The following is a 25,482-nucleotide window of genomic DNA, read 5'->3' on the forward strand; positions in this document are numbered from 1 at the left end:
TTTGTATAGACCACGGACTTATGAGTTAAGGAGTTGGATTTAGAGATGAATAAGAAAGATATAGCAGATATTCGCAAACGATTTAAACTGGATACCGATTTATTGAAAATTGCTGATATTTATAACGTCTACATCCAACAGGAAAGCAGTGAGATCTTTCACGAGGAAAGCCGCTCGTTTTCCATGTTGGACCGGGAGCAGCAAGAGCTGTTCTTTGATAATTTTAAAAAGGTATTAGGCGGAAAACTGGATGCCAAGATGTTTGAAGTAAAATTTCAGCCACAAGAAGAGGGGCAGGCAGACCATACGCAGCGGCTCCTGTATGAAGGGCTCGAGGCAAAAGAGGTCGCTGAATGGAAAGCGAATATGCAGCGCATCGCCTTGAAGATGGTGGAAGAAAGACCGTATGAAAAAGACATGGTGGTCACGTTCATTCGTGGAAATTATTCTAAAACAACGAGGCGCAAGTCCGATGAAACGGAAATTGACATGCGGGATGAAGTGTATACCACTCCGTTTATCCTTTGCAGCATGAACCAAACCGAATTGCCGAAAAGTTCGCTGGTCTTTGATTTTGTCGAGAAAGAGTATAAGGCAAACGTATTGGTCGATCCTGTCATTAAACTAAGCTCGCCAATTGGCGGGTTTTTGTTCCCGAGCTTCACGGATAACGCTTCAGACATCCATCACATCCTCTACGCCGCCGGCAAGGCGAATAAACCGGATTTCCAGTTTATCGAAAATGTGTTGAACGGTGATGAAATCATTACCGCTGAGGAAGAGAAAGCGGTATTTGAAGAAATTGTCAAAGTTGTAATTGGCGGCGATGAAGTAAATTCCAGAACCCTCGCTGGCGTATACGATGAAATCAATCAGATGCTGCTTGTGGCAGAAGAAAGTGAAGACGATGAAGAAAGTGCACCTATTTTGGATACTACGGAGATTACACGTGTGCTGAAGGCAAGCGGTGTCAAAGATGTCAGTGCGGAAAAAGTGGAAAGGGCCTTTCAGCAAGTCGTAGAAGACAAAACCTACGAAATGAAAGCCAGCCATATCGTGCCAAGCTACGCATCCAAATCCATCAAAATCAGCACGAAAGTCGCCAATATTGCGATCAGCCCTCAAGACTTACGATACGTTAAACAAGTCAATTACAATGGCAAACGCTGCATCTTGATTGAAGTAGAAGAAGACACGATGATTGAAGGATTTAAGCTGCTTGCAGAAGAAGAGTTGGAGTAGTAGGAGCCTTCCTTACTTTAAAACAGGCAAAGAAGTATTTGCATAGTAAAGGAACAATGTCCCATTATCCCACAAGCTGAATCACTTTTTCTGAACGGCAACAGCACTGGAATTTTGTTGTGCCACGGCTTTTTGGGCACGCCGCAAAGTGTAAAAGAGTTGGGTGAGGCCATTGCTGCCCATGGCTATACCGTCTCTTGTCCGAGGCTCCCCCCGGCCACGGCACACATGCTAAAGACCTTGAGCAGTTTGCCTGCGACGATTGGTTTGCGCGGGTAGAAGACGCCTATAACGATTTGAGGCGTACATGTTCGGCCGTTGTTGTCATTGGGCAATCGATGGGCGGAACTTTGAGCTTGGATTTGGCCAGCTGCCACCCGGACATTCAAGGACTTGTCCTGATCAATCCGGCGATTGATATTCCTGCATTTGAAACATACCGCAACCAACCGGATTCCGCTTATGTCAGACAAGACCAACTGGACATCAAAAAAGCGGATGCGGTGGAAATCACTTATGAGCAGGCATCGGTCAAAGCATATCAGCAATTATTGCGTGGAAATACGAACTGCACAATTCCCATCACATCGTGTCTATAGATCATGAACTGGATTTTATCATTGAAAAGGCAATGGGGTTTGTCGAAGAGGCACTCTCTGTGCCAGCCGGCGACAAGCTTTAGTATTTTACAGAATCTTCATTTCCCTGTTTTGGGTTGGGGTCAATTGTGTTTTTTGTAAAAGGGGTTTTTTCAGGCAACTTAGGCCTGGAAGAACCCCTTTATTTTTTCTTGCAAAGAATTTAAGCATATTGCTGATAACAAAAGGTGAAAAAGGGAAAGGAAAAGATATAAGAAAAAATGTGGAAATTCTGCTGCCAGTCGTCGTGAAAAACGAACAAAAGGAGGAAGAAATTATGGTGAGGGAAGATCGATTACGCAAAGGGCGCGAGGTGAATCCGTTAACCGATATTTGGCTGCGCACACGCGAAACCGTCCGCTTCGTCATTGACCGAAAGACTGCTAAATACATCATTTTGCTCATTGTCTTGACGGGATTTGCTTCAGGCCTGATTGGACTTATGAACACCCGAAATGCAGACATGCCAGTGTGGGTAGCCATTCTTCAGGCACTGATTACCGGTCCGATCGGGAGTGCGTTTGGCTATTTCTTAGGCGCAGCTATATTGATGCTGGTTGGGCGGTTGTTTAAAGGAACGGCGACCTATCAAGAAATGTTCAAGGCGCTTGCTACAGCGCAAATACCGCAAATTTGGCTTTTGCCACTGCTGATTATCTGGGCTTTTGCATCACCTGCAACTTTCTTTGCAGACCGGACGGATGTAGAAGGCGATCCGGTTGTAGTTATCATGTCTTTAGTAATGGGGGTAGTGTCTGTTTGGACATTCGTCATCGTCTGCAAAGCAGTAGGCGAAGCGCATAGTGTCTCGTCTTGGAAAGGATTTTTCATCGTCGTACTGCCAGGAATCATTATCGCGATCATTGTTCTTCTTATTGTTTTTGTCTTGTTCGCCTCGTTCTTTAACCAGCTCTAATAGGATGTTGTTTTAGTATGGAACAAGTAAATTGAGTTTAAATAGAAAAGAAAATAGTATGACCCAAAAGCGTGAAGAGGCCAAACTTCGAAAGAAGGTTTTCTTCTCGTTTTTTTTGGTTTTTCGAGGGTTCTTGATTTCAGTTTTTACGAATTAATTTGTAAATTAAATGCGTTTTAATAAAAAAATGATGAAAAAATTGTGCTTTTTTCATGGGGAAATAGTTTCATAAATTTTTGTGCTATAGTATTTAAATCATAATAGTTTTAAACAGAAGACTGAATGTCAGTGTCTATAGAGGGAGGAAATAACTTTTGTTTGCGTTTATTGATGATTTATTTGTAAATTTATGTGTTCTAATTTCATTGATTTTTATCTATTTACAATTAAGGCAAAAACTTAGATTAGAAGAATCTTATACAAATTCTGTAATAGCCGATGGATTAGCAGGAGGATTTTTAGGGGTTCTTTTAATGTATTTCTCCATACAGGTAACTGCTGAAACAATCGTCGATTTGCGTTTTGTTCCGGTCATTCTCCTCATCATTTATCTGGGTGTTCCTCATGCTGTCGTAAGTGCGATCGTTATCATATTTGGAAGGTTCATCTTTGGCGTAAGCACATCGGCATTGGCGGCTGCCGCCTTGATGTTTGCTTTAATCATCGGCTTTATCATCATCTATAAACTATTTAAAAAATACGATTCCAAAGCCAACTCTTATAAACAAGGTTTTGTTATGATCATATTTTCAAACATTGTATTCAGTATCGTCATCAGCTGGCTTATTAACGATTTTCTTGTTTTGAAAAGTCTGATACCCTGTTATTGGGTGATTTCTATAATTGGTGGGCTCACCGCGATTTTCTTTGTTGAGTACATTCTAAAAACCCAGTTTCTTTTAACCAAATACGAAGAGGAATCAACGACAGATTTTCTTACAGGCTTGAATAACGTTCGGCAGTTTGATGCCGTCTGGAACACATTGGTCAGCAACGCAGCTACGAAAAATGAAAAGCTTTCTTTGCTCATTATTGATATCGACTATTTTAAAAATGTCAACGATACGTATGGGCATCCTGTTGGCGACAGAATTTTAAAAGAGCTTGGAAAAGTGTTGAAAAATGCGAGCCGCTCTTTTGACATCGTTTCAAGAAATGGCGGCGAGGAATTTTCTGTAATCTTGCCGGATTGCCAGCACGAACAGGCAGTGGAAATCGCGGAACGGATCAGAACAGCGGTAGAAATCCATGATTTTAAAGTTTCTTCATTGGATTCCATTAACATCACCGTTTCCATAGGTGCCGCAACCTATCCCGAAACAGTAGCTGACATCTCTCGAATAGTGGGGACTGCCGATGAATGCTTATATACGGCAAAAAGAACCGGAAGAAATAGGGTATGTGCCAGCTATTAATAAATAGTTGGATCAGGCTTGTTGCCGGGCAGCTGCACAAAAAGTGGCGGCGAACCATAACAATGAATAATACAGCATTTAACTTAAGCTCATAAAATCGCGCTCATTACCAAAAAAACTTTCAGTTTCCGGCCGAAGTTTTTTGTTGAAGTGAATGGCCAGGAGCGCTTAACGATTAAGAAAGAGTTTTCCGTGTCCAAGGCTCGTTATACAAATAGAAGGCACCGGAATTGAAATTCACGGAAACTGGTGGGACATGGATTTTCAAGTACTGCAGTATGGAGAAGTCAACGGCCGGGTCAATAAGGAATGGTTCAGCTGGGGAGACAGCTACAAGGTCGAGATTTTGGATGAAGAGATGGAGAGAGTTGTCATCGCGATTGTTGTTGCAATTGATTGTGTAAAAGCCGATGAGGCGGCGTCTTCCGGAGCGTCCATTTAGCTTATAGCCAGTAATTCAACTGCATTTTAAAAAGCAAAAAGCTGCCATTTTCTCGGCAGCTTTTTGCTTTGGCTCCAGAAACAACAGCCTTGTCACGGCAAGCCCGACAAAGTTGACTTTCCTTGTCATTGAATGCGCTTCCATCCGAGGGCTATGATAAAGGAACATTATAAGTATATAAGTTGGCTTAAGTTTTTTAGCTTTAATTTTGAACTGCTTCTTAAAAGACAGAGCGAAAAGCATCCGCTTGGAGCGATTTCTTCTAACCTGCTCTTCTTAAAGCTTTCGTTCAACTTAAATGACTACATTCCAAAGGAGAGATCACATGAACGATTCAAAAATGAAGGTTCGGGTGCAAAAGTTCGGCAATTTCCTGAGCTCCATGGTTTTACCGAATATTGGTGCATTTATTGCATGGGGATTGATTACAGCACTATTTATCCCAACAGGGTTTTACCCGAATGAAAATCTTGCTTCATTAGTAGGGCCAATGGTTACCTACATGCTGCCGCTTTTGATTGGTTACACAGGAGGCCGGCTGATTTACGACCAGCGGGGTGGAGTGGTCGGAACCATCGCGACAATGGGTGTCATTGTTGGTGCTCCCGATACGCCAATGTTCTTGGGTGCCATGATTATGGGACCGCTCGGAGCATACGTCATCAAGAAATTTGACCAATTGATCGAAGGAAAAGTCCGGACCGGCTTTGAAATGCTGGTCAACAACTTCTCTGCCGGTATTCTGGGCGGTGCACTTGCCATTCTTGCATTTCTCGGCATCGGACCGGCTGTAAGTTCCTTTACGGAGGTTCTTGTTTCAGGTGTGGACTGGTTGCTGGAAGCTGGTTTATTGCCGTTGACCAGCATTTTGATTGAACCGGCGAAGATTCTATTCTTGAACAATGCTGTCAACCATGGCGTGCTGACGCCAATCGGCTTGGAGCAAGTTCAGCAGACAGGCAAATCGATCCTGTTTCTTCTGGAAGCCAATCCTGGCCCTGGACTCGGAGTACTGCTTGGATTTATGCTCTTTGGAAAAGGCATCGCCAAGCAATCAGCTCCGGGAGCGGCCATCATCCATTTCTTTGGAGGAATTCATGAAATTTATTTTCCGTACGTACTGATGAAGCCGATGTTGTTGCTGGCTGTCATTTTCGGCGGCATGAGCGGCGTCTTTACACTTGTGTTAATGGGTGGCGGATTGGTGGCGCCTGCATCACCGGGAAGCATCCTGGCTATTGCAGCGGTTACACCGCCTGAAAGCATGGCTTACCTGGCCAACTTTGCAGCAGTTTTTGTGGCAACGGCCGTGTCCTTCGCCATTTCAGCAGTCGTTTTAAAATCAAGCAAACAAACAGATGAAGACATGGAAGAAGCAACAAAGAAAATGGAACAGATGAAAGGAAAGAAAAGTTCTATTTCCCGGGAAATAACGTCCCCTGTAGGCGCCGGAAGGGGAATATTCCCAGCAAATGTGCAAAAAATTGTCTTTGCCTGTGATGCTGGAATGGGATCGAGTGCAATGGGTGCTTCTCTTCTGCGCAAGAAAGTAAAAGAAGCTGGACTGGGCGTATCAGTTTCGAATACGGCCATCAGCACGATCGCAGTCGATTCCCAAATCGTTATTACGCAGCAAAAATTAACGCCGCGTGCAGAAAATAAAATGCCGGACGCCTACCATATTTCAGTCGACAACTTCCTATCAAGTCCAGAATACGACAAACTGATTGGCCGTCTGCAAAATGGTGAGACTGTTGATCAGCATGAGCTGGTGAAAGAAAGTGAAGCCGTTGTTCGGCATAGCGCGGAAGATGATCAGCTGTTGCTGGAGGAAAACGTCTTTATTGGACAGAAATTCCGCACGAAAGAAGACGCAATCCGATTCGCAGGACAGGCCTTGGTCAAAGGCGGATATGTCGAAGAATCCTATGTAGAGGAAATGATGAAGCGCGAAGAAATAACGACGACCTATATGGGCAATAATGTCGCCATTCCCCACGGGACGGAGGAGGCGAAAAAATCCGTCATCAAGTCAGGCTTTACTGTTGTTCAGGTTCCAAATGGAGTAGACTTTAATGGAGAAAGTGCAAAAATGATTTTCGGTATTGCCGGAAAGGATGGCACGCATTTGGAAATCCTTTCGGGAATCGCTGTCATTTGTGCCGAACAGGACAATGTAGATCAGCTGGTGAACGCAAAATCCGCTAAAGAATTAATGGCCATCATCAATAGCAATTGAATAGCAGCAATAGAAAGGCGGGGATTCCTGCCTTTTTGTTCTATTTGCATTTCCTGGTCTTGGAGAAGGCATCCAAAAGTGAAATGAGTGAAATGAATGTTTATCACATTTAGGGAAAAGTCCATTATCGAGCTGATTGTCAGAACCTCCGGAAAGCATACTGTGCACTCGTTGTCTTCGTATCTGGATGTCAGTGCACGTACCATTCAACGGGATTTAAAGTCGGTAGGGAAGATGCTGCAGCAATTTGAATTGACCGTCGAACGCACGGAGGATGAAGGGTTGTTTATTGCGGGGAAAAATGAGCAAGTCTACCGCCTGATCCAAAACCTGATGACGGCCAGTCCAGCGGATGAAACGCCAGAAGAGAGAAAGCTGAAGCTGTTGGTTATTCTATTGCACGAAGGTCCCTTTTTTAAAAAACAGGTACTTGCCGGACAGTTAGGAATCAGCACCGCTACGCTGACGGCCTATTTGGATGATGTGACCGGCTGGCTGGGGAAGTTTTCAATCGAGTTGTCGCGGACAAGAGGTGTGGGTGTCGAAGTCGATGGAGAAGAAGCCAATAAGCGGCATGCGCTTGGCAGTTATATTCTCGCTTACTTCTATGAAGAGATGATCGAGAGCCTGTATTTTCTTCAACAGGAAAAAAATCAGGAAGAAAAAATTCTTGGGTATTTTTCGCCAAAATACTTGGCAGTCGTGGACCAATTGGTGGACCAAAAAATCAATAAAGAACAAACCAGGCTGGCGGATAGTGACTATATTGGATTGGTCGTCTACAGTTGTCTGGCCCTTCAGCGGACCGAAGCCGGATTTATACTGGATCCGGGAGACCAAGCAAGGAATAGCTCTGATAACGAATACCGCTTGATGAAGAATGTCTGCCGGGAGTTAAGAAATCAGCTTTCCGTTAGGCTGACTGATGCCGATGTGCATTTTCTGACGATGATTTTAAAAGGATCGAAAGTACAGGCGGCTGATTTAGCGTATTACGACAGCGTACTGCTCGGCAGGCTGATAAAAAACCTGATCCGCGATGTTTCCGTGCAGCTGCACGTCGACCTGATCGATGACTTTTCACTGTATCAGGGGCTGCTCGCCCATATGGGACCTTCGATCTTCCGATTAAACCAAAAGCTCGAATCCTTTAATCCGTTGACTGACGAAATCAGGCGGAAATATCCGGTGCTGTTTATGGCGGTCAAGCAGGGCCTGGAAAATGAGTTCAAGGATCTGGACTTTTCAGCTGATGAAACGGCTTTTATTGTCCTGCATTTCGGTTCAGCTTTGCTGATGAAGGAAGAGAGGGTCCGAATCGACGCGGTCGTCATCTGTCCGACAGGCATCGGGACTTCGAAGATGCTCGCAAGCCGGATCCAAAAAGAGCTGCCGGAAATCAATTCGGTGGAAATTCTGTCAATCAACGATTTTCAAGCTGCCCATTTCCAGGATTATGATTTGGTGATTTCGACAATTCGGCTGCCTGTTACAGAAGTCGATTACATTATGGTGAGTCCGTTGCTCAGCGATCGGGATATCGGCTATATTGAAAGCTACCTGCAGAATAATGTAGAGAAAATCACCGGCAAAAAGCATTACCTGAATCCCAGGAATTCCAACGAAGCCTTGATAACGAAAGGCCGGGGCAATATACAGCATGTCCTGCGGGAAATAAAAGAAGTGCAAAGCAGCATGGAGGCGATCTTGGCCAACTTCAAGGTGATCCGCAAATCCACTGCCTCGGACCATTGGGAAGTGTTGCAGGAAGTGATCGATCTGGCCAAAAGTGACGGGTTGATTACGGACGCGGCCTCCGCCATGCACGAATTAAAAGAGCGGGAAAAGAAAGGCGGATTGGGGATTCCGGATACCAATATGGCGCTTTTTCACTGCCGCGACGATTCGATTCAAAAACTAGTCTTCCAAATCGTCCACTTGGACGATCCTCTTCTGGTCAAAGGGATGGACGGCGAAGGCATGCAGATGAAAAACCTATTGCTGATGCTGGCGCCCACAGTGCTGACTGGCAGAGAGCAGGAAATATTGAGTTTGATCAGTACTAGCTTGATCGAAAGTGATGTATCCATGATGGTTTTCTCGTCTTCCAACGAGAAAGTGATCCGGCAGAAATTAGAAGATATCTTTTTGGAATACCTACAAAATAATTTGATAAAGGAATGATGAGCAGTGAAACAGACCATTCATTTTGGAGCAGGAAATATCGGCAGAGGGTTTATCGGGGCTTTATTTTCCAAATCGGGTTACCATGTAACATTCGTGGATGTTGCAGAGCAGGTCATCAATAAACTGAACGAAGAAAAAAGTTATCAAGTAAAAATGGCTCAGCCGCAGGAAGAATCCATCACCATCGAAAACGTATCGGGCATCAACAATATGACGGAGGAAAATGATGTTATTGAAGCGATTCAACAAGCGACCTATTTGACGACAGCAATCGGCCCAAACATTTTGCCGAGAATTGCACCGCTGATTGCCCGTGGCTTAGCTAAGCGCGTAACGGCAACAGATGACAAGCTGTATGTCATCGCCTGTGAAAATCAAATTGGAGCAACGGATATCCTTAAGCAGCACATCATGGACAATCTGGATGAAGAAACAAAGAAAAAGCTTGAAGGAAGGATTTATTTCTTTAATTCGGCGGTTGACCGCATTGTGCCAATCCAGGACCAAAGCTCGCTGGATGTTCTGGTTGAACCTTATTACGAGTGGGTCGTGGAAACCACTGAAGACATCCCACCGGTAACCGGTATGAAAATGGTCGAGAACCTTGCCCCGTTCATTGAACGCAAGCTGTTTACAGTAAACACGGGCCATGCCGTAATCGCTTATCTGGGCTATCTTGCTGGAAAGTCGACCATCGACGAGACCTTGGCTGATGAGAAGATCGTCGACCAGGTCAGAGAAACACTTAAGGAGACGGGCGCTTACCTGGTCAAGGAATATGGCCTTGATGAAGAAGACCACCTCACTTATATCAACAAGAATATTGAACGCTTTAAAAATGCTTACTTAAATGACGGGGTCACACGAGTTGGCCGCGCACCTATCCGCAAGCTCGGTCCTGAAGACCGTTTGATCCGTCCGGCGATCCAGGCTCAAAAAGCAGGATTGCCTTACACCAATTTGGCGAAGGCGATTGCAGCTGCGCTATCGTTCGATTTTCCAGAGGATGAAGAAGCGATGGAAATCCAGGAAATGATCCGAAAAAATGGACCAGCAGCTGTTCTGAAAACGATCAGTGGCCTTCCTGAAGACAGCGAAATCACAAAAGAAGCGGTGCGCCATTATGAAGCTTTACAAAGCCGATAAAATGGAATAGCTCGGCTGGATTTTCATGGCAAACAGAAACTATGGTGGGTTGAAAAATCTTCTTCAGCTACCTTATAATAAAAGCCCAAATGCGGACATGCTGGAGAATGTCTGCATTTGGGCTTTTCAGGCTCATTTCCTCTTAAAATGGGCATCTTTCTTTTTTACCTTCTCCACTTAAGGTATAATTGACAGGCAAAAGCAGATAGATATAAATAATAAAGAGAAAATTCAATCGGACTTTAACGGGCAGTAGATCTCCTGCTTATAGAAACGGGAGTCATACTGTCCGTTAAAGCGGGATAAATATGATATAGTTAGATAATTGAAGCAGAAAATGTGTGTATCGGTTGAGCCTGGCTTTTTGTATTATTTGATCCGGAGCAGGCTGTACCTTTATGCAAATATAAGGGATAAGGAAGGTTATAATGGACAACCAACAGAAAAAAAGAAATATAATCTTGATCGGTGCTGGAGTGATGAGCGCGACTTTGGGCTCTATGCTTAAAGAACTTGCACCTGATTGGAATATCAAAGTGTTTGAAAAGCTTGAAAAAGCAGGATCTGAAAGCTCGAACGAATGGAACAATGCCGGAACAGGACACGCTGCACTTTGCGAGCTTAACTACACACCGGAACAGGCTGACGGCTCGGTAGATATCAAAAAAGCGATCACTATCAACGAACAGTTCCAGCTTTCAAGACAGTTCTGGTCTTTCCTTGTAGACAATAAGCGCATCGCCAATCCACAGGACTTTATCATGTCGATTCCCCATATGAGTTTGGTGCAGGGAGAAGACAATGTCCGATTCCTGAACAAGCGGTTCGAAGCATTGTCCACCAGCCCATTATTCAAAGGAATGGAATATTCAGCTGATCCTGCGAAATTGAAAGAATGGATTCCGCTTATCATGGAAGGCCGTTCTCCAAACGATTCAATGGCGGCGACTAAAATTGATTCCGGAACAGACGTCAACTTTGGCGCTTTAACGGAAATGCTGTTTGACCACTTGAAAGAAGAGCAGGTCGAAATCAACTACAAACATTCAGTGAAAGACATTAAACGCAGCGGCGACGGCACTTGGGAAGTAAAAGTGCAGGACCTGGCAAACGATAAAATCGAATACCATAACGCTGACTTCGTCTTTATTGGCGGTGGCGGCGGAAGTTTGCCTTTGCTTCAAAAAACAGGCATTCCGGAATCCAAGCATATCGGCGGATTCCCAGTAAGCGGGATGTTCCTGGTCTGCAACGATCCGGAAATCGTCGAACAGCACCACGCAAAAGTATACGGAAAAGCGAAAGTCGGAGCTCCTCCGATGTCAGTGCCGCATTTGGACACACGCTTTATCGACAACAAGAAATCCCTGTTGTTCGGACCGTTCGCAGGATTTTCGCCGAAATTCCTGAAAACAGGATCAAATATGGACTTGATCGGATCTGTAAAACCGAACAATGTCTTCACGATGCTGGCTGCAGGCGCAAAAGAGATGTCATTAACAAAATATCTGATCCAGCAAGTTATGCTGTCGAATGAAAAGCGCGTAGAAGAATTGCGCGAGTTTATTCCGACTGCCAAACTTGAGGACTGGGATGTCGTCGTAGCGGGACAACGTGTACAGGTCATCAAAGATACGGATAAAGGCAAAGGAACTCTTCAGTTTGGTACAGAAATTGTGACAGCTGCTGATGGTTCAGTTGCTGCATTGCTCGGAGCTTCTCCAGGCGCATCAACAGCCGTTCATGCGATGCTTGAAATCTTCAAAAGATGCTTCCCTGATCAGGTAGGCGAATGGGAACCAAAAATCAAAGAAATGATTCCGTCATATGGTGTTTCATTGTCTGAAAACCCTGAACTTCTTCAGGAAATTCATACATCAACAGCTAAGGCACTTCAGCTGGATGAAAAAAGCCCGATAGAAATATAAGCTCCACAAAATAATTGCTTGCGTATGCCCCTTTCATCAAAGTTGATGAAAGGGGTTTTTTATTTGCATTTTCGTATACAAACGTATACAATTTATCATAATGTATACGTTTGTATACGAAAGGGAAGAGGGTTATAGATGAATCGGGAAGAAACAACGGGTAGAGAAAAAGAAGAGCGCGGCGGCGGACGCCATAGAGGAAGAAGTCATTCCCCGCGTGGAGCAAAAACCTTTAGACGGGGACGGGCTCTTGCCTTTTTAGAAGGGATGCAACTCAAACGTTCCACTCTCCATCAGCAATTGGACAAACCGGAATTTGAACCCATCCAACAGGTTCTGCTGGGGGAGCTGAAAGCCATCGATATGGTAATCGCCGAGTTTACGCAGCTTTTTGAAATTCATGAAGATGAGATGGGCAACAAGGAACAGGATGTTGAAACGACAGGATCAACTGACAAAAAAGGAGCTGCTGAAAATGAAGAAAACTAATCAGTATATCGATGCGGTGTTCACTGCACAGGATCCGCAGTTGGAGGAGGTCGTTTCTTTGATAACAGAAAATGGCATGCCTTCGATTTCGGTTTCTCCGGCTTCCGGAAAGCTGCTGACGATGCTGGTGTCGATTTCAGACGCCAAAAATGTGTTGGAGATTGGCGCTCTTGGAGGCTATAGCGGCATTTGCCTGGCGAGAGGATTCGCTGGTAAAGAAGGAAAATTGACATCTCTTGAGCTCGAGGAGAGCTATGCGGAATTGGCGTACCGCAACCTGGAAAAAGTGGGGTTGGGTGACCAAGTTTCTTATCGGACGGGAGCGGCTTTGGAGAGTTTGGAAAAGCTGGTCGAAGAAAATCGGAAGTTTGATTTCTTTTTTATCGATGCGGATAAGGAAAACTATGAAAACTACTTGAGCTACTGTTTGAAGCTGGCAGCGCCGGGCGCTTTGATTGTGGCAGACAATGTACTTGCGGCAGGAACTGTGGTGGATGAGACCATCCAGTCCAAACGCTATACGGACATCATGAAAACCTTCAATAAAACGGTGGCCAATCACCCGCAATTGGAGTCCCTGTTGATTCCTGTGGGAGACGGAATGACCGTATCAAAAGTGAAAAAAGAGCATGCCTAATTTTTAGGCATGCTCTTTTTGTATAGATTCATGTATGGCCATCCAAAGAAAGCTTATTTGAAAAACGGAGTTTTCTTTAAAGCGACTGCCACTGGGATTGCGATGATCAGCCCGACTGTGTTCTGGACGAGATTGCCGGGAATCGAAGCGGCCGGAATGATCCAGCTGCTGAAGATGATTGCTTCGCCGATGTAGTAGATAGCGACCATAAACGGAATCGAAACGATTGCCGCTAAAATATTGAACGACGTACTGCCGCCATTTCTGCCGCCTGACCAGGCAATTTTTCCGACCAGGTAACCTTGGAGGCCCCGTGCCAGTATGGTGATCGGTGCCCATAATGTCCAGCCGGAAACCAAATCAAAAAGTCCCATGCCGACTGCGCCGGCAATCAGCCCTTTCTTTGGGCCGAATAGGATTGCGATGATAAAGAGCATAGCGGTGCCGAGGTGAACAAGGCCGCCATTTGCCGCAATCGGAAGACGGATATTCAATAGTAAAGTAGCAACAAAGACCAGTGCAATGGCCATGGAGGTTAAAACTAAATCAAGAGTGCGGGAATTGGCTGCGGGTGAATAGCTAGTTGTTTTTTGCATTGTCGGTAACCTGCCTATCTTTTCTTTTTCAGATAAGATTAGCAGAGATGTGGACTAGTTAAAAGTATCAATTCCGAATAAAACTTAGGGGTCAGTTTGAAACTCTTACTTTTAAACTGCTAAAGCAGAGTGGCTTTTAAGAAATCGCTCTAGACGGACACTCCCCGCTCTTTCTTCTAAAAGGTTCTATAACAACTATAGAGAAAGAAACTAAAGTGTTCCTTAATTCCGAGGATCATAGAGTTAACAAGTGAGGACTCTCAAAGAGTACCGGTTTTCGGGGAACTTGTTTGCAAAAGTTCCAGAGCGGATTAATATTCATTCACAACAATGAATTCCACTCATATATCATTCAAAGCGCATTTTCCAAGAGAATACAGCCATGCAAATAACTTCTTCCACACTCAGGTCAATTACTCTGATGCCTTGGGAATAATCACTGTCGCTTCTACACCAAAATGATCCGAAATGATGGATTTATTGCGGTTGTTAAAAATGACGTGTGAAGATTGCACTTTTATGGGGCTACTCGCCAAGATCAAGTCGATGCGCAAATCCTGTTTGTTGTCATGCCATCCCGCGATTTTTCCTTCGACTGTCGTTCCATGGTCTTTATGCTCTGCGAACTCATACGTATCGTGAAGCTTCTGGCTGATTAAGTAATCATAGCCTTCTCCTGTCAAAGAAGCGCAATTATTGAAGTCGCCCATCAGAAAGGCCAGTCCGTCCCTGTTGATTTGCTGCAGAAGCTGGTCGGCCTGCTGTTTAAAAGGCTCTTCCTCATCAATCCACCAGCCCATATGGCAAGAGTAGAAAGAGAGAGGCATATCTTGATAATGGATTTGAACACCAACGATTTTCCGTGTTTTCCAGTAGGTGATGTCTGTGCTTTGGCTGACGAAGAAAGAGTATTCTTCTGAAATCGGATGTTTTGTTAAAATGGCGACGCCTTCTTCATAAATGCCATAAACCAGATGGGAAAAGCTCCAGACAAGCGAATAGTCTGCTGCTCCAATTCTTTCAAGTTCTTCAAGTAACACAACCCCGAAATTGTCTTTTTTAATATCGCCATAAAGCAGCTCCGCGTCGATCGATTGATTGACTTCCTGAAGAGCGATGACGTCATAGTCTTTTTCTTTAATGGTTTCTGCAAAATGGCGTATCTTGTCATATTGATTTTCTTCGTGCCAGGAATGGCAATTCAAGGTCAATAACTTCATAGATTCAGCCTCCGGATTTAGTCGTTTATATAGGAAAGCCCGGCTGCATACGGAGAGATTCCGTATGCAGCCGGGCTTTATGTTGGTATTTCTAAATCAAACGACAGGTTCTCCATGGATAATTTCCATGATGTCCTGATCCTTGGCTGCTACAGCGCCGGATTTTTTAAGTTTGATCGATTGCCCTTCTTCAAGGTTCGTGAAGACTACTGGCGTAATGATTGACGCCGCATTTTCAGCGATGTAATCCAAGTCCATCTCCATTAGAAGCTGTCCTTGTTCAACCAGATCGCCTTGCTCGATATGTGAAGTAAATCCTTCACCTTTCAAGTGGACCGTATCAATACCGATATGGATCAGAATTTCTGTGCCGTTGTCTGCCGCGATGCCAATAGCATGCTTAGTAGGGAAGACTGTAACGACTTTTCCGTTTACCGGAGAAAAAACTTTTCCTTCAGTCGGCTTGATTGCAAATCCGTCTCCAACCATTTTGCCCGAGAATACCTGATCTGGCACTTCTGAAATTGGCAGGAGTTCGCCTGTGATCGGGCTATTGAATTCCAATGGCGTTGCCGAAGCAACGGCATTTTCAGTTGGAGCAGCTGTTTTAGCGGCTGGTCGAGGCGATTTGCCATTGATGATGTCCTGCATTTGTCCGCGCAGGCTATCCGAGACAGGTCCGAAGATGGCCTGGATGTTGTTGCCGACTTCCATAACACCAGAAGCGCCAAGTTTTTTCAATCTTTTTTTATCAACGTTTCCTTTATCTTCTACACTGACGCGCAGACGCGTGATACAAGCATCAAGATGGGTGATGTTTTCCTGTCCGCCCATGGCAGCAAGAATTTCGTAAGGCAGGTCGCCGATTTCTTCCATTTCTTCGTCGCCTTCTTCATCTTCTTCACGTCCAGGTGTCATCAAGTTGAACTTCTGGATGGCGAAACGGAAACCGAAGTAATAGATGACCGAGAAGACCAGACCGACAATAATGACCCAGAACCATTCTGTTCTGCCCGGCATAACGCCGAAGAGCAGGAAGTCGATCAGTCCGCCGGAGAATGTCATACCGATCTTAACTTCTAACAAGTGCATCGTCATAAATGACAGTCCTGCAAATATTGCATGGATACCAAACAGGACAGGCGCTACAAACAAGAACGTAAACTCAAGTGGTTCTGTAATCCCGGTAAGGAATGAAGTCAAAGCACCTGAAGCCATGATGCCGCCGACAACTTTCTTTTTCTCAGGACGTGCACAGTGATAGATTGCAAGTGCTGCAGCCGGAAGGCCGAACATCATGAACGGGAATTTACCGGTCATGAATGTACCGGCAGTAAAGTCTACACCATCCTGCAGTTGAGCAAAGAAGATGCGCTGATCGCCGCGGATGATTTCACCGGCAGCATTTGTATATTGGCCAAATTCAAACCAGAAGGGTGAATAGAAAATATGATGCAAACCAAACGGAATCAATGAGCGTTCAATGGTTCCGAAAACGAAGGCTGCAAGTGTCCGGTTTGTTTCCAGCATAAAGTGTGAAAGTGTATTTAAACCAGCTTGGGCGAATGGCCAAACCATGAACATGACGATCCCAAGAAAAACAGCAGAGAAGGCAGTAACGATTGGAACAAAGCGCTTTCCTGCAAAGAAACCTAAAAACTGTGGCAATTCGATTTTGAAGAATTTATTGTACATGTAAGCAGCCATCACACCGACGATAATCCCGCCGAATACGCCTGTCTGCAATGTCGGAATTCCCAATACATTGGCATATGCCGGGTCAGCGGTCATTTCCAAGGTAATTCCACCAAAAGCTTTCATCGTGACGTTCATAATCAAGTAACCAATGATGGCAGCGAGTCCCGCTACTCCATCACCATTGGCAAGGCCGATTGCAACACCTACAGCAAACAGTAAAGGCAGGTTGTCAAAAATAACGCCGCCGGCTTCCGCCATAACGAATAATAACGACTGAATCCAGTCAGCTCCCATAAAAGGAACCGCTTCCAAAAATGACTCTTGTGCAAAGCTTGTACCAAAAGCCAATAGGATACCGGCAGCTGGTAATAGTGCGACTGGGAGCATGAGTGCTTTACCTACTTTTTGCAACGTGCCGAACAAATTGAATGACATGTGATTTCCTCCTTGATGATTCGAATATCGAACAGGCCAATTGAATACAAAAAAGGCATGAGCAGAAAAGGGAAAAGTCGATACAAGGACAGAATTGTCCTAGGCGTCAACTTTTGCATCTTTTCATACTCATGCCTGATCGAATCAGTAACACGTATGGTCAGAATTTATGTGTCAAGCGTTGCAGATGAATAGTCAAATACATGACTTCGGCTTCATCTACAGGCTTATTCAATTGGTTTTGCATTATTTTAATGAGCTTCCAAGCAAGATTATAGCACACCGGATATTCACTTTTCAACATAGCTGCTAATTTATTTTCTTCTCCCAGCGGGTCCCCTTTATCGGCGCGGTCGATGGCACGGTGAAGGTGCTGGATGAGGCGATGGTAGTCGATATTGTCTTTTTCCAATTGAATCTCCAGGCTGTTTTCGATGATTTTTACCATTTTCGAAATTAAGGTATGGTAGCGGTTGATATCGCGCAAGGACTTGTCGGTAACGGCACTGTGGACATGGAGCGCGATAAAGCCGATTTCGCCTTCAGGAAATGAAACACCTGTCCGTTCTTCCACTTTTTGGACCACTTCTTTGGCCACCATATACTCTTTCGGATACAGCGACTCGATTTCAAACAAGAAAGGGTTAGAGAATTGAATCCCTTTTTTTGCCCGGTTAATGGCAAACGCAATATGGTCTGTCAGTGCTACATGGATATGCTCATTCAGTTCCTTGCCCATTTTTTCCTCGATAAACAACAGCAGTTCATGGATAAAGGCAATGAGTTTCTCTTCGATATAAGGAAGCAGGTTGACGTATTGCTCCATTTCCTTTTCGTCCTGCAGCAAAAATGTTTTATCAGCTTCATCAAAAGGGACCGAATCCCCTTTTTTTCGATTAAAGCCAAGGCCATTGCCGATCAATACCGCTTCTTTATACAGATCATTGCTGGCGATGACAACATTATTATTCAATACTTTTTGTATGGTCAAGATCTGTTTCATTTTGGCCTCCATCTGCCCCCGGATTTTTAGCCGGTCTGACTGGCATCACAAATGATTTTCCTTCAATCTATATAAGTTGATCTAAAGAAAACACTCCAGGCGGACGCCAGCTCTCCTGAAACGGAGAAGAATCGAGTGTTTCAAACGGATCATTTCTCTATCAGTAAATAAAAATCTGAAAATTCCTCTTGCCCTTATTCTAGCATTTCTTTGCTTTCTGCAATAGGTATTAAACCGGCTGAAGAAATTAGGGTTGCTGCACATTCATTGAGTTTAAAAAAAGCAAGGCGTATACTGAGGCTAAATCAATTGTATTTAAGATCAGGAGGTAATGGAGTGGCAGTTAACACTAAAGCCGTCTTTTTGGATATGGACGGGACAATTTTGAATCACACAAACGAAGTGAGTATGGAGACGAAAGAAATCATAGATGAGCTGAGAAGCGCAGGTGTCTTTGTGTTTGTGGCAACAGGCAGATCTGCTGATGAACTGGCAGAGATGCTTCCGGAAGGATTTGCTGTGGATGGCATCATTACCGCAAATGGCATGGCCGGTTACATCGGAGAAGAAGTCGTATTTGAGCATGCGTTGCCAATGGAATTGGTGGAAACCATCATTGCGAAGGCACGGGAACGCCAAATTTATTACGAGCTTTTCCCGCATGGCCAAACACGATTGGTACTGAATCAGGACAAAGGGTTTGTGGAAGCGGCAGTTCGGGATCCGAAGCCCGATTCCGTGCAGATTAACGAATGGATTTCACGCCAAAAAGCGATTGAAGAAGATATTGAATGGACAGACGAAGTTACGGGCACTCATTTTTCCAAGTTTTACTTTTTTGCAAGAACCCGTGATGAAATCAATGACTGGAAAATTGAACTGAAAGAGCTGCAAGAACATATGGAATTTACGGTGACTCCTTCCTCTCCACATAATGCCGAAGTGATGGTTGCCAATGTCAGCAAAGCATCGGGAATCGAGCAGATGCTGGAGCGGTTCGGCTTAATCGGCTGTGAGACATTGGCCATTGGAGACAGCGATAACGACGTCAAGATGTTCGAGTATGTCAGCCATGCCGTGGCGATGAAAAATGCGCAGGATCATATCAAGGAATTGGTGGATGAAGTAACGGAATTCAGCTGCGATGAAAATGGTGTCTACCATTACTTGAAAACGAAAGTATGGGCACAATTGGAAGCAAAAGCAACAAAAGTATAAATCGAATAGCTGAAAAAAAATCCCGCAAAACGAACATTTTAAAATGTCCGTTTTGCGGGATTTTGCTTTTAATCCATGTGTCGTTGTCAGCAAACAGAATCGTTGGATTTAGGTACCGTAAGTCCAAACAGCGGCCGGAGGTATAAGGCAATAAAGGTTCCGGCCAAAGCCAGGATGCCCCAGATATAGCTATGCAGGCTGAACGAGGCGATGCCGCCAAAGTAAGCGCAGATATTGCAGCCGAACGCCAGACGGGCACCATAGCCCATCATCAGGCCGCCGATAACAGAAGCTAAGAAATTGCCCACTCTCACTTTTGTGAATTTGAATAATCCGCCAGCGGCTGAAGCAAGAAATGCCCCGAGGATGACGCCGAAGTTCAAAATTGTGGTGGAATCTGAAAAGATCGAAGCCTCAAGCATGGCCGCATTGGCGCCTTGCCAATAACCCCAGCTGGCTACGTCAACGCCGGACAGTTCAGCGATTTTTGATCCCCAAGCAAATGCCGAAGTAATGCCCCCGAGGCGTCCCGCGGACCATAAGTGTTAAGGCATTTAAAACAGCCAGGACAATGGCAGCGGCAAATAAAGGCCAGGAGCCGCGGGAAATCCGTTTCCATCCAGATGCAGATGGAACAGGCGCAATTTTCGGCGCGCTTCTTTTTTCTCAATGACTACACTGGCCAAGGCCACTAAGCCGAAAATCATAATCGACACGAGCCAAGCGCCGCCATAGCCCAGTCCGGTAGAGGTCGCCAATGAAATCGGTTCGAATGCGGGCATTTCTTTTGTCCAGAACGGCAGGTGATAAGCACCGATCGTAGTCCCGATGATGAAGAACAGCAGCATCAAAAACATGACGGTACGTCCGCCGACAACCAATGAAACCTGGGGTCTGTTTAAAGCTGCATCTTTCCGGGCAACCTGATCTTTTGCATCGTTAACCGGTTGAACATGTGTAATTGAAGTTATGAAAACATCCTTTTCTGAGTTATTTAGTAGGGAATAACTGGTTATCATAATGCCTGAACCTTGCAGTGTCAAAAGAAAATACTCTAAATCCTTGGTATAAAAGGATATTTTTCATAATCGCGGCCCTAAAAAATATGATGAAAAACCCCAAAAAATCGCTTTTATCAGCAAAAATGAAGGAGAGCGCTTCTATTCAGGATAAGCAATCAAAAACGAAAAGCATTCCCGATGGGTGTATACTTGAAGAATAGTTAAAACGAGCGCGTGTTTGGAGGAAAATGGATGTTCAGTGATATTACAGTAAAAGAATTGATTCCTTTAAGTGAAAAGAAAAAGATGGTGCTGATCGACGTCAGGTCGCCATCCGAATATGAGAATTTCTCGATTCCCGGCAGCATCAATATTCCTTTTTTCGATGATGCGGAACGGGCAGAAATCGGCACACTCTACAAACAAGTAAATGTGGAAGCGGCCAAAGTGCGCGGCCTTGAAATCATTTCCGCCAAGTTGCCGGAATTTGTTCAGCAGTTTAAGCAGATTGACGGCAATAAGACGGTCTTTTGCTGGCGCGGCGGCATGCGCAGCCGAACAACCGCTACACTTTTATCGTTGATGGACGTTCACGTCAACCGGCTGGAAGGTGGAATCCGTGAATACCGGAGATGGGTGATCAATCAGCTGGAGCAACCGGAAGCCCCTTTTGAAGCTTATGTGTTGAACGGCTTGACTGGAACGGGCAAAACCAGAATTTTGAAAGAGCTGGAAAAACAAGGCTATCCCGTCATCGATTTGGAGGGGCTGGCCAATCATAAAGGCTCTATTTTCGGCCACATCGGCGTTGAGCCGAATAACCAAAAAAAATTCGACTCGTTGTTTGTCCAGCAATTCCGCGAACTTGAAAAGTCGCCATTTGTGCTTTTTGAAGCTGAAAGTGCCCGGATTGGCAAAATTGTCATCCCGAGCTGGGTGACGGAACTGAAAACCAACAGTATCCAGCTCATCATTGATATGCCGATAGAAGAACGAATCAAAGAGATCATCGAGGATTACCGTCCCGTGGAATACCAGGCTGAGTGCATAGCCGCCTTCCAACGGATTAAAACACGGATGCCACAGGATATTTCAAAACAGATCGAATCGGATCTGGACACCGGCGAATTCGACTCTGCTGTGCGCCTGTTGCTGGAGTATTATTACGATTCCCGCTACAAGCACGCCGGCCTTCAATACCCGGACACGCAAAAAAGGGTGCTGCAGGTCCAGAACCTGGAAGAAGCCATCGAAGCGATAAAAAGGCAGATTCCCGATATCGAGAAGTCTCCGGCAGGCAATTTAGGGTGAACTAAAGAGTATACTTTTCAAGTTTTTTAAAAAGTTAAGACAACAAATACGGAGTTGAAAATCGAATATTTAGTTACCTCTTTAAGTAAAATCCCCTCAACTGTCTGTTGAGGGGATTTTCAGGCTGTCGAGAAACTTCTAACAAGCCGTGGTTTTCCGAAGCTTACCGCGGGCTCGCGTCCAAGCTTCCTCGTTCGCTTTGCTCCCTGCGGGGTCTCGGCCGTCTCGCTTTCCCGCAGGAGTCGAGCGGACGCTCTCCCAAACCACTTCATGAACTCTTTCTTCTTTAAATGTAGCGGAAAGCGTCCACCTGGAGCGGAGGATGCAGTACAAACGCAATAAAATAAGTATTCATTCTTTGAATATCATAAATATTCTTTTGTCTACAAGCTCAGGCCTTTCTCTTAGAGAAATGTCTTTATTCTATTTATCCGGACTTTTAATTAGCCAACTCGAGAAGAGAGCGAAGTTGATTAGCAATACTCAGTCGGACATAATGGAGGAAACTGCTAGATTTTTCACTACTGGCTATTCAGGCACCTCAGGAAGGAACTAGCCTCATGAACTTTTCACTTAACGAAACAAAAATAAAAAAATTATGCGGGCAGGCTGCTTATAAAAAAGGCCGTGCTTTTATTCAGGCCGGCAAAATTCGGCTGGCGCCGGATCCTAACGAAGACCGGCTCATCAAAGGAATCATCACAGGCCGCAATGAATATCATGTCAGCGTCAAGCAGGAATCTGACGGAGAAATACTGGCTTCCTGCAGCTGTCCGCCGGTTGGTTTTGTGAAGACCTATTGCCATCACATTGCCGGTGTTCTACTGGCGATTGATGAAATGCAGCAACGCGAAAACCCTACGGCGAAAATGATGGATCTGTTTGCGCATCAAAGGGCAGGAACAAAAGGCAGGCGGCAGTATTTCGATAAGCGGCAAACGCTTCAAGTGGAATTCAGCTGCCTGCCGGTCTTGTTGGACGGAACGGGCTACGTGCCCGCTCTGCGGCTCGCTGTGGGAAGCGGGGGGCTGGAACCCATTGGGAGTATTGGTGATTTTCTAGAAGCGGTGAGGACGGAGGAATCATATACTGATTCATCTGGCTTTCATTACTCGCCACAGAACCACCGGTTGCAGGAAGAAACAGAAACGGTCCTTACTTACTTGGCGAAAACGCGAATTACAGGCGCCAGAAGACCTGAAGAAACGGATCTGGTGGCTATCGCGGCTTCGGACTGGGAGCGGCTGCTGCCATTATTACAGGCTGCCCCTAACGTCAAGCTTGTCGGAGTGGACCGGATCACAGAAGGCATCCGCATTGAAAAAGAATTGCCGCTGTCATTCCACTTTGACGAAAACCGTTCCGGTGGCTTTCGTCTGGATGTTGAAGGGCTGGAGAGAGTACTGATTCTAAAAGCGTACGAAATGGCGTTTGCGGATGGCGCCTTGGTCTATTTGGCTGGAGAAGATGCCCGGCGCTTGGCGGAACTGAAAAGATTGCTGCCTGGATCCATTGACCAGCTGCTCATACCGGCCGAGGACCTGGATCATTTCATGGCAACGGTCGTACCGGGACTGGAGCGTTTAGGAAAAGTACACATTGGTGATGCAGTAGCGGAACGGCTGGTGGAAACGCCTCTTCGCGCCAAGCTATTTCTCGACCGCATCAAACACCGGCTGCTGGCCGGAGTGGAATTCCATTACGGCCATTTGGTCATCAATCCATGTGAAGAACCGGAAGATGAATTCCGCCATTATCCAGGGGTCCGCAGGCAGCGCCAGCAAGAACAAGATATTCTGCAGATCATGAAAGACAGTGCCTTTACACAGACCGATGGCGGTTTCTATATGCAAGGTGAGGAATCAGAATATCATTTTCTGTATCATGTTATTCCCGCGCTGGAAGAGCTGATGCAGATTTACGCGACGACAGCCGTTAAGCTGCGTGTTCAAAAAAATTACGGTGGTCCGAAAATAAAAGTTGAAATCAGCGAACGCACCGATTGGCTGGAGTTCCGCTTCGACCTTCAGGACGTTCCGGAAGCGGAAATCAAGAAGATTTTGAAGGCGCTGGAGGAAAAGCGGCCTTATTACCGAATCCCTAACGGTACGTTAATGTCTCTGGAAACGGCCGAATTCATGGAATTGAGCGATTTCCTGTGTGAATTGGATATCACTTCGGCTAATTTCGGGCGAGAAGAAATTCGCGTACCGCTGATTCACGGGCTGCATTTGGCGGCTTCATTGGATGAGGGGCAACTGCTTGATCCCGGTGCCAGCTTTGCGCACCTGCTGCAAAACTTGAGTCAACCGGACGAGCTCGTTACTGATATACCGGAAAGTTTGAATGGGGTGCTGCGCGATTACCAGGAAGCCGGTTTCCGCTGGCTCAAGCTGTTGGCGAAGTATAAATTCGGCGGAATTCTCGCTGACGACATGGGGCTTGGCAAAACCTTGCAAAGCATTGCCTTTATCGTCTCGGTGCTGCCGGATATCCGCAAACAGCAGCAGCCTGTGCTGGTGGTGGCTCCTTCATCGCTCGTCTACAATTGGCTGAATGAACTGGAAAAATTTGCACCAAGCGTCAAAGCTGGAATCATTGATGGCAGTAAAATGCAAAGAGCCGCATTGATCCAAAAAACAGGAGGCCTGGACGTAGTCATCACTTCCTATCCTTCCTTGCGCATGGATCAGGTGTTGTACAGGAACCAAAGCTTCCACAGCTTGTTTCTGGACGAGGCGCAAGCCTTCAAGAATCCGGTCACGCAAACGGCAAAGGCCGTCAGGGAAATTCAGGCGGATTACCGGTTCGCACTTACCGGCACGCCAATCGAAAACTCGTTGGACGAATTATGGTCGATTTTCAATGTGGTGTTTCCGGAGCTTTTGCCGAATCGCAGGCTGTTCAGTGAAATGAGGCGCGACAGCATCAAGAAACGGGTCCGCCCTTTTATCCTGCGCCGCGTCAAGACAGACGTGTTGACCGAGTTGCCGGATAAAGTGGAGACCATGCATTTTTCGGAACTGCAGAAAGAGCAGAAGAAATTATACGCGGCATACTTAGCTGAATTGAAACAGGATGCGCTGAAGCATTTGAACAAAGACAGCTTCCAGAAAAACCGCATCCGGATTTTGGCAGGGCTGACCAGGCTGCGCCAATTATGCTGCCACCCGGCCCTGTTCGTGGAAGGCTACGATGGCGGGTCTGCCAAGTTCGACCAATTGATGGAGCTTGTAGAGGAATGTCGGCTGTCTGGCCGGCGCGTGCTGGTGTTTTCGCAATTCACCCAAATGCTCGGCATCATCGGCCATCAATTGGCGAAAGAGGGCGTGCCTTACTTTTACCTGGATGGCCAGACGCCGCCGATAGAGCGTGTAGACTTGTGCCGCCGTTTCAATGAAGGACAAGGAGATTTGTTTTTGATTTCCTTGAAAGCTGGCGGTACCGGCCTTAATTTGACAGGAGCCGACACAGTCATCCTGTACGACCTTTGGTGGAATCCGGCGGTCGAGCAGCAAGCCGCCGATCGTGCCCACCGCATGGGGCAGAAAAAAGAAGTCCAGGTGATCCGGCTAGTCGCCAAAGGCACCATCGAAGAAAAGATCAATGCGCTGCAGATGAAAAAGAAAAATTTGATCGATGACGTCATACAATCGGGTGAAGAACCGTTGAAAGCGATGACTGCCGAGGATATCCGGGAAATTTTGACGATGTAGGCTGC

General features: G+C 45.6%; 18 protein-coding genes and 2 pseudogenes. 14 read left to right on the top strand and 6 right to left on the bottom strand.

Going from position 1 to position 25,482, the window contains the following annotated elements; translation table 11 throughout:
• Window positions 1-45: 45 nt before the first annotated feature.
• The 11 genes and pseudogenes from J7I83_RS10330 (at window position 46) to J7I83_RS10380 (ending at window position 13,279) form a co-directional block, all read left to right on the top strand.
• Complete coding sequence (locus J7I83_RS10330; RefSeq protein WP_215100619.1) at window positions 46-1,242, top strand: DUF4317 domain-containing protein; 1,197 nt, start codon at window positions 46-48, stop codon at window positions 1,240-1,242.
• 197 nt (window positions 1,243-1,439) lie between these two features.
• Complete coding sequence (locus J7I83_RS10335; protein ID WP_215100620.1) at window positions 1,440-1,841, top strand: alpha/beta hydrolase; 402 nt, start codon at window positions 1,440-1,442, stop codon at window positions 1,839-1,841.
• 316 nt (window positions 1,842-2,157) lie between these two features.
• Window positions 2,158-2,796: a Yip1 family protein gene (locus J7I83_RS10340; protein WP_215100621.1), complete on the top strand. Its 639-nt coding sequence runs from the start codon at window positions 2,158-2,160 to the stop codon at window positions 2,794-2,796.
• Window positions 2,797-3,110: 314 nt separating this feature from the next.
• Window positions 3,111-4,211, top strand: a complete 1,101-nt coding sequence (locus J7I83_RS10345) for a diguanylate cyclase (RefSeq protein WP_215100622.1) — start codon at window positions 3,111-3,113, stop codon at window positions 4,209-4,211.
• A gap of 93 nt (window positions 4,212-4,304) precedes the next feature.
• Window positions 4,305-4,653: pseudogene (locus J7I83_RS10350) on the top strand (LURP-one-related/scramblase family protein); the annotation flags it as partial.
• Window positions 4,654-4,978: 325 nt separating this feature from the next.
• Window positions 4,979-6,892, top strand: coding sequence for a PTS mannitol transporter subunit IICBA (locus tag J7I83_RS10355; protein WP_215100623.1), 1,914 nt, complete (start codon window positions 4,979-4,981; stop codon window positions 6,890-6,892).
• A 96-nt stretch (window positions 6,893-6,988) separates the two neighbouring features.
• Window positions 6,989-9,076, top strand: coding sequence for a BglG family transcription antiterminator (locus J7I83_RS10360; protein WP_215100624.1), 2,088 nt, complete (start codon window positions 6,989-6,991; stop codon window positions 9,074-9,076).
• A gap of 6 nt (window positions 9,077-9,082) precedes the next feature.
• Window positions 9,083-10,225: a mannitol-1-phosphate 5-dehydrogenase gene (locus J7I83_RS10365; RefSeq protein WP_215100625.1), complete on the top strand. Its 1,143-nt coding sequence runs from the start codon at window positions 9,083-9,085 to the stop codon at window positions 10,223-10,225.
• A 428-nt stretch (window positions 10,226-10,653) separates the two neighbouring features.
• On the top strand, window positions 10,654-12,153 hold the full coding sequence (locus tag J7I83_RS10370) for a malate:quinone oxidoreductase (protein ID WP_215100626.1): 1,500 nt from the start codon (window positions 10,654-10,656) through the stop codon (window positions 12,151-12,153).
• A gap of 138 nt (window positions 12,154-12,291) precedes the next feature.
• On the top strand, window positions 12,292-12,642 hold the full coding sequence (locus tag J7I83_RS10375) for a hypothetical protein (RefSeq protein ID WP_251047584.1): 351 nt from the start codon (window positions 12,292-12,294) through the stop codon (window positions 12,640-12,642).
• Entirely contained in the window at window positions 12,629-13,279 is a 651-nt protein-coding gene (locus J7I83_RS10380; RefSeq protein WP_215100627.1) for an O-methyltransferase, read from the top strand. Before J7I83_RS10375 ends, J7I83_RS10380 begins: the two co-directional genes overlap by 14 nt.
• 53 nt (window positions 13,280-13,332) lie before the next feature.
• Here the strand turns inward: J7I83_RS10380 and J7I83_RS10385 are convergent, their stop codons facing one another.
• The 4 genes from J7I83_RS10385 to glcT all read right to left on the bottom strand — a co-directional run bounded on the left by J7I83_RS10385 (window position 13,333) and on the right by glcT (window position 18,231).
• Window positions 13,333-13,875 (bottom strand): ECF transporter S component, encoded by a 543-nt coding sequence (locus J7I83_RS10385; RefSeq protein WP_215100628.1) that lies wholly within the window; start codon window positions 13,873-13,875, stop codon window positions 13,333-13,335.
• Between the two features lie 413 nt (window positions 13,876-14,288).
• Window positions 14,289-15,095, bottom strand: a complete 807-nt coding sequence (locus J7I83_RS10390) for an endonuclease/exonuclease/phosphatase family protein (protein ID WP_215100629.1) — start codon at window positions 15,093-15,095, stop codon at window positions 14,289-14,291.
• A gap of 96 nt (window positions 15,096-15,191) precedes the next feature.
• Entirely contained in the window at window positions 15,192-17,228 is a 2,037-nt protein-coding gene (ptsG, locus tag J7I83_RS10395) for a glucose-specific PTS transporter subunit IIBC (RefSeq protein WP_215100630.1), read from the bottom strand.
• 160 nt (window positions 17,229-17,388) lie between these two features.
• Window positions 17,389-18,231, bottom strand: coding sequence for a glucose PTS transporter transcription antiterminator GlcT (glcT, locus tag J7I83_RS10400; RefSeq protein ID WP_215100631.1), 843 nt, complete (start codon window positions 18,229-18,231; stop codon window positions 17,389-17,391).
• Between the two features lie 336 nt (window positions 18,232-18,567).
• Between glcT and J7I83_RS10405 the strand changes: the two genes are divergently transcribed.
• Window positions 18,568-19,449, top strand: coding sequence for a Cof-type HAD-IIB family hydrolase (locus tag J7I83_RS10405; protein WP_215100632.1), 882 nt, complete (start codon window positions 18,568-18,570; stop codon window positions 19,447-19,449).
• Window positions 19,450-19,535: 86 nt separating this feature from the next.
• On the opposite strand, the pseudogene J7I83_RS18095 reads toward J7I83_RS10405, so the two are convergent.
• Together J7I83_RS18095 and J7I83_RS18100 are read right to left on the bottom strand one after the other, a co-directional pair.
• Window positions 19,536-19,973, bottom strand: a pseudogene (locus tag J7I83_RS18095) (YeeE/YedE thiosulfate transporter family protein); the annotation flags it as partial.
• Between the two features lie 30 nt (window positions 19,974-20,003).
• Window positions 20,004-20,468 carry a hypothetical protein gene (locus J7I83_RS18100; RefSeq protein ID WP_353048259.1) on the bottom strand — a complete coding sequence of 155 codons (465 nt, stop codon included), beginning with the start codon at window positions 20,466-20,468 and terminating at the stop codon, window positions 20,004-20,006.
• 234 nt (window positions 20,469-20,702) lie between these two features.
• On the opposite strand from J7I83_RS18100, the gene mnmH reads away from it, so the two are divergent.
• Complete coding sequence (gene mnmH, locus J7I83_RS10415; protein WP_215100633.1) at window positions 20,703-21,761, top strand: tRNA 2-selenouridine(34) synthase MnmH; 1,059 nt, start codon at window positions 20,703-20,705, stop codon at window positions 21,759-21,761.
• A 560-nt stretch (window positions 21,762-22,321) separates the two neighbouring features.
• Window positions 22,322-25,477, top strand: a complete 3,156-nt coding sequence (locus J7I83_RS10420; protein WP_215100634.1) for a DEAD/DEAH box helicase — start codon at window positions 22,322-22,324, stop codon at window positions 25,475-25,477.
• The last annotated feature ends 5 nt before the right edge of the window (window positions 25,478-25,482 follow it).

Source organism: Planococcus sp. ISL-110 (assembly GCF_018613575.1).
Taxonomy (GTDB): Bacteria; Bacillota; Bacilli; order Bacillales_A; family Planococcaceae; genus Planococcus.

What these genes read in the sequence shown, in the direction of transcription:
- J7I83_RS10330 (WP_215100619.1), top strand. Translation starts at nt 46, where the DNA reads ATGAATAAGAAAGATATAGCAGATATTCGCAAACGATTTAAACTGGAT.
- J7I83_RS18100 (WP_353048259.1), bottom strand. Translation starts at nt 20,468, where the DNA reads ATGATAACCAGTTATTCCCTACTAAATAACTCAGAAAAGGATGTTTTC.
- J7I83_RS10380 (WP_215100627.1), top strand. Translation starts at nt 12,629, where the DNA reads ATGAAGAAAACTAATCAGTATATCGATGCGGTGTTCACTGCACAGGAT.
- J7I83_RS10420 (WP_215100634.1), top strand. Translation starts at nt 22,322, where the DNA reads ATGAACTTTTCACTTAACGAAACAAAAATAAAAAAATTATGCGGGCAG.
- J7I83_RS10340 (WP_215100621.1), top strand. Translation starts at nt 2,158, where the DNA reads ATGGTGAGGGAAGATCGATTACGCAAAGGGCGCGAGGTGAATCCGTTA.
- J7I83_RS10355 (WP_215100623.1), top strand. Translation starts at nt 4,979, where the DNA reads ATGAACGATTCAAAAATGAAGGTTCGGGTGCAAAAGTTCGGCAATTTC.
- mnmH (WP_215100633.1), top strand. Translation starts at nt 20,703, where the DNA reads ATGTTCAGTGATATTACAGTAAAAGAATTGATTCCTTTAAGTGAAAAG.
- J7I83_RS10360 (WP_215100624.1), top strand. Translation starts at nt 6,989, where the DNA reads ATGTTTATCACATTTAGGGAAAAGTCCATTATCGAGCTGATTGTCAGA.
- ptsG (WP_215100630.1), bottom strand. Translation starts at nt 17,228, where the DNA reads ATGTCATTCAATTTGTTCGGCACGTTGCAAAAAGTAGGTAAAGCACTC.
- glcT (WP_215100631.1), bottom strand. Translation starts at nt 18,231, where the DNA reads ATGAAACAGATCTTGACCATACAAAAAGTATTGAATAATAATGTTGTC.
- J7I83_RS10375 (WP_251047584.1), top strand. Translation starts at nt 12,292, where the DNA reads ATGAATCGGGAAGAAACAACGGGTAGAGAAAAAGAAGAGCGCGGCGGC.
- J7I83_RS10390 (WP_215100629.1), bottom strand. Translation starts at nt 15,095, where the DNA reads ATGAAGTTATTGACCTTGAATTGCCATTCCTGGCACGAAGAAAATCAA.
- J7I83_RS10385 (WP_215100628.1), bottom strand. Translation starts at nt 13,875, where the DNA reads ATGCAAAAAACAACTAGCTATTCACCCGCAGCCAATTCCCGCACTCTT.
- J7I83_RS10370 (WP_215100626.1), top strand. Translation starts at nt 10,654, where the DNA reads ATGGACAACCAACAGAAAAAAAGAAATATAATCTTGATCGGTGCTGGA.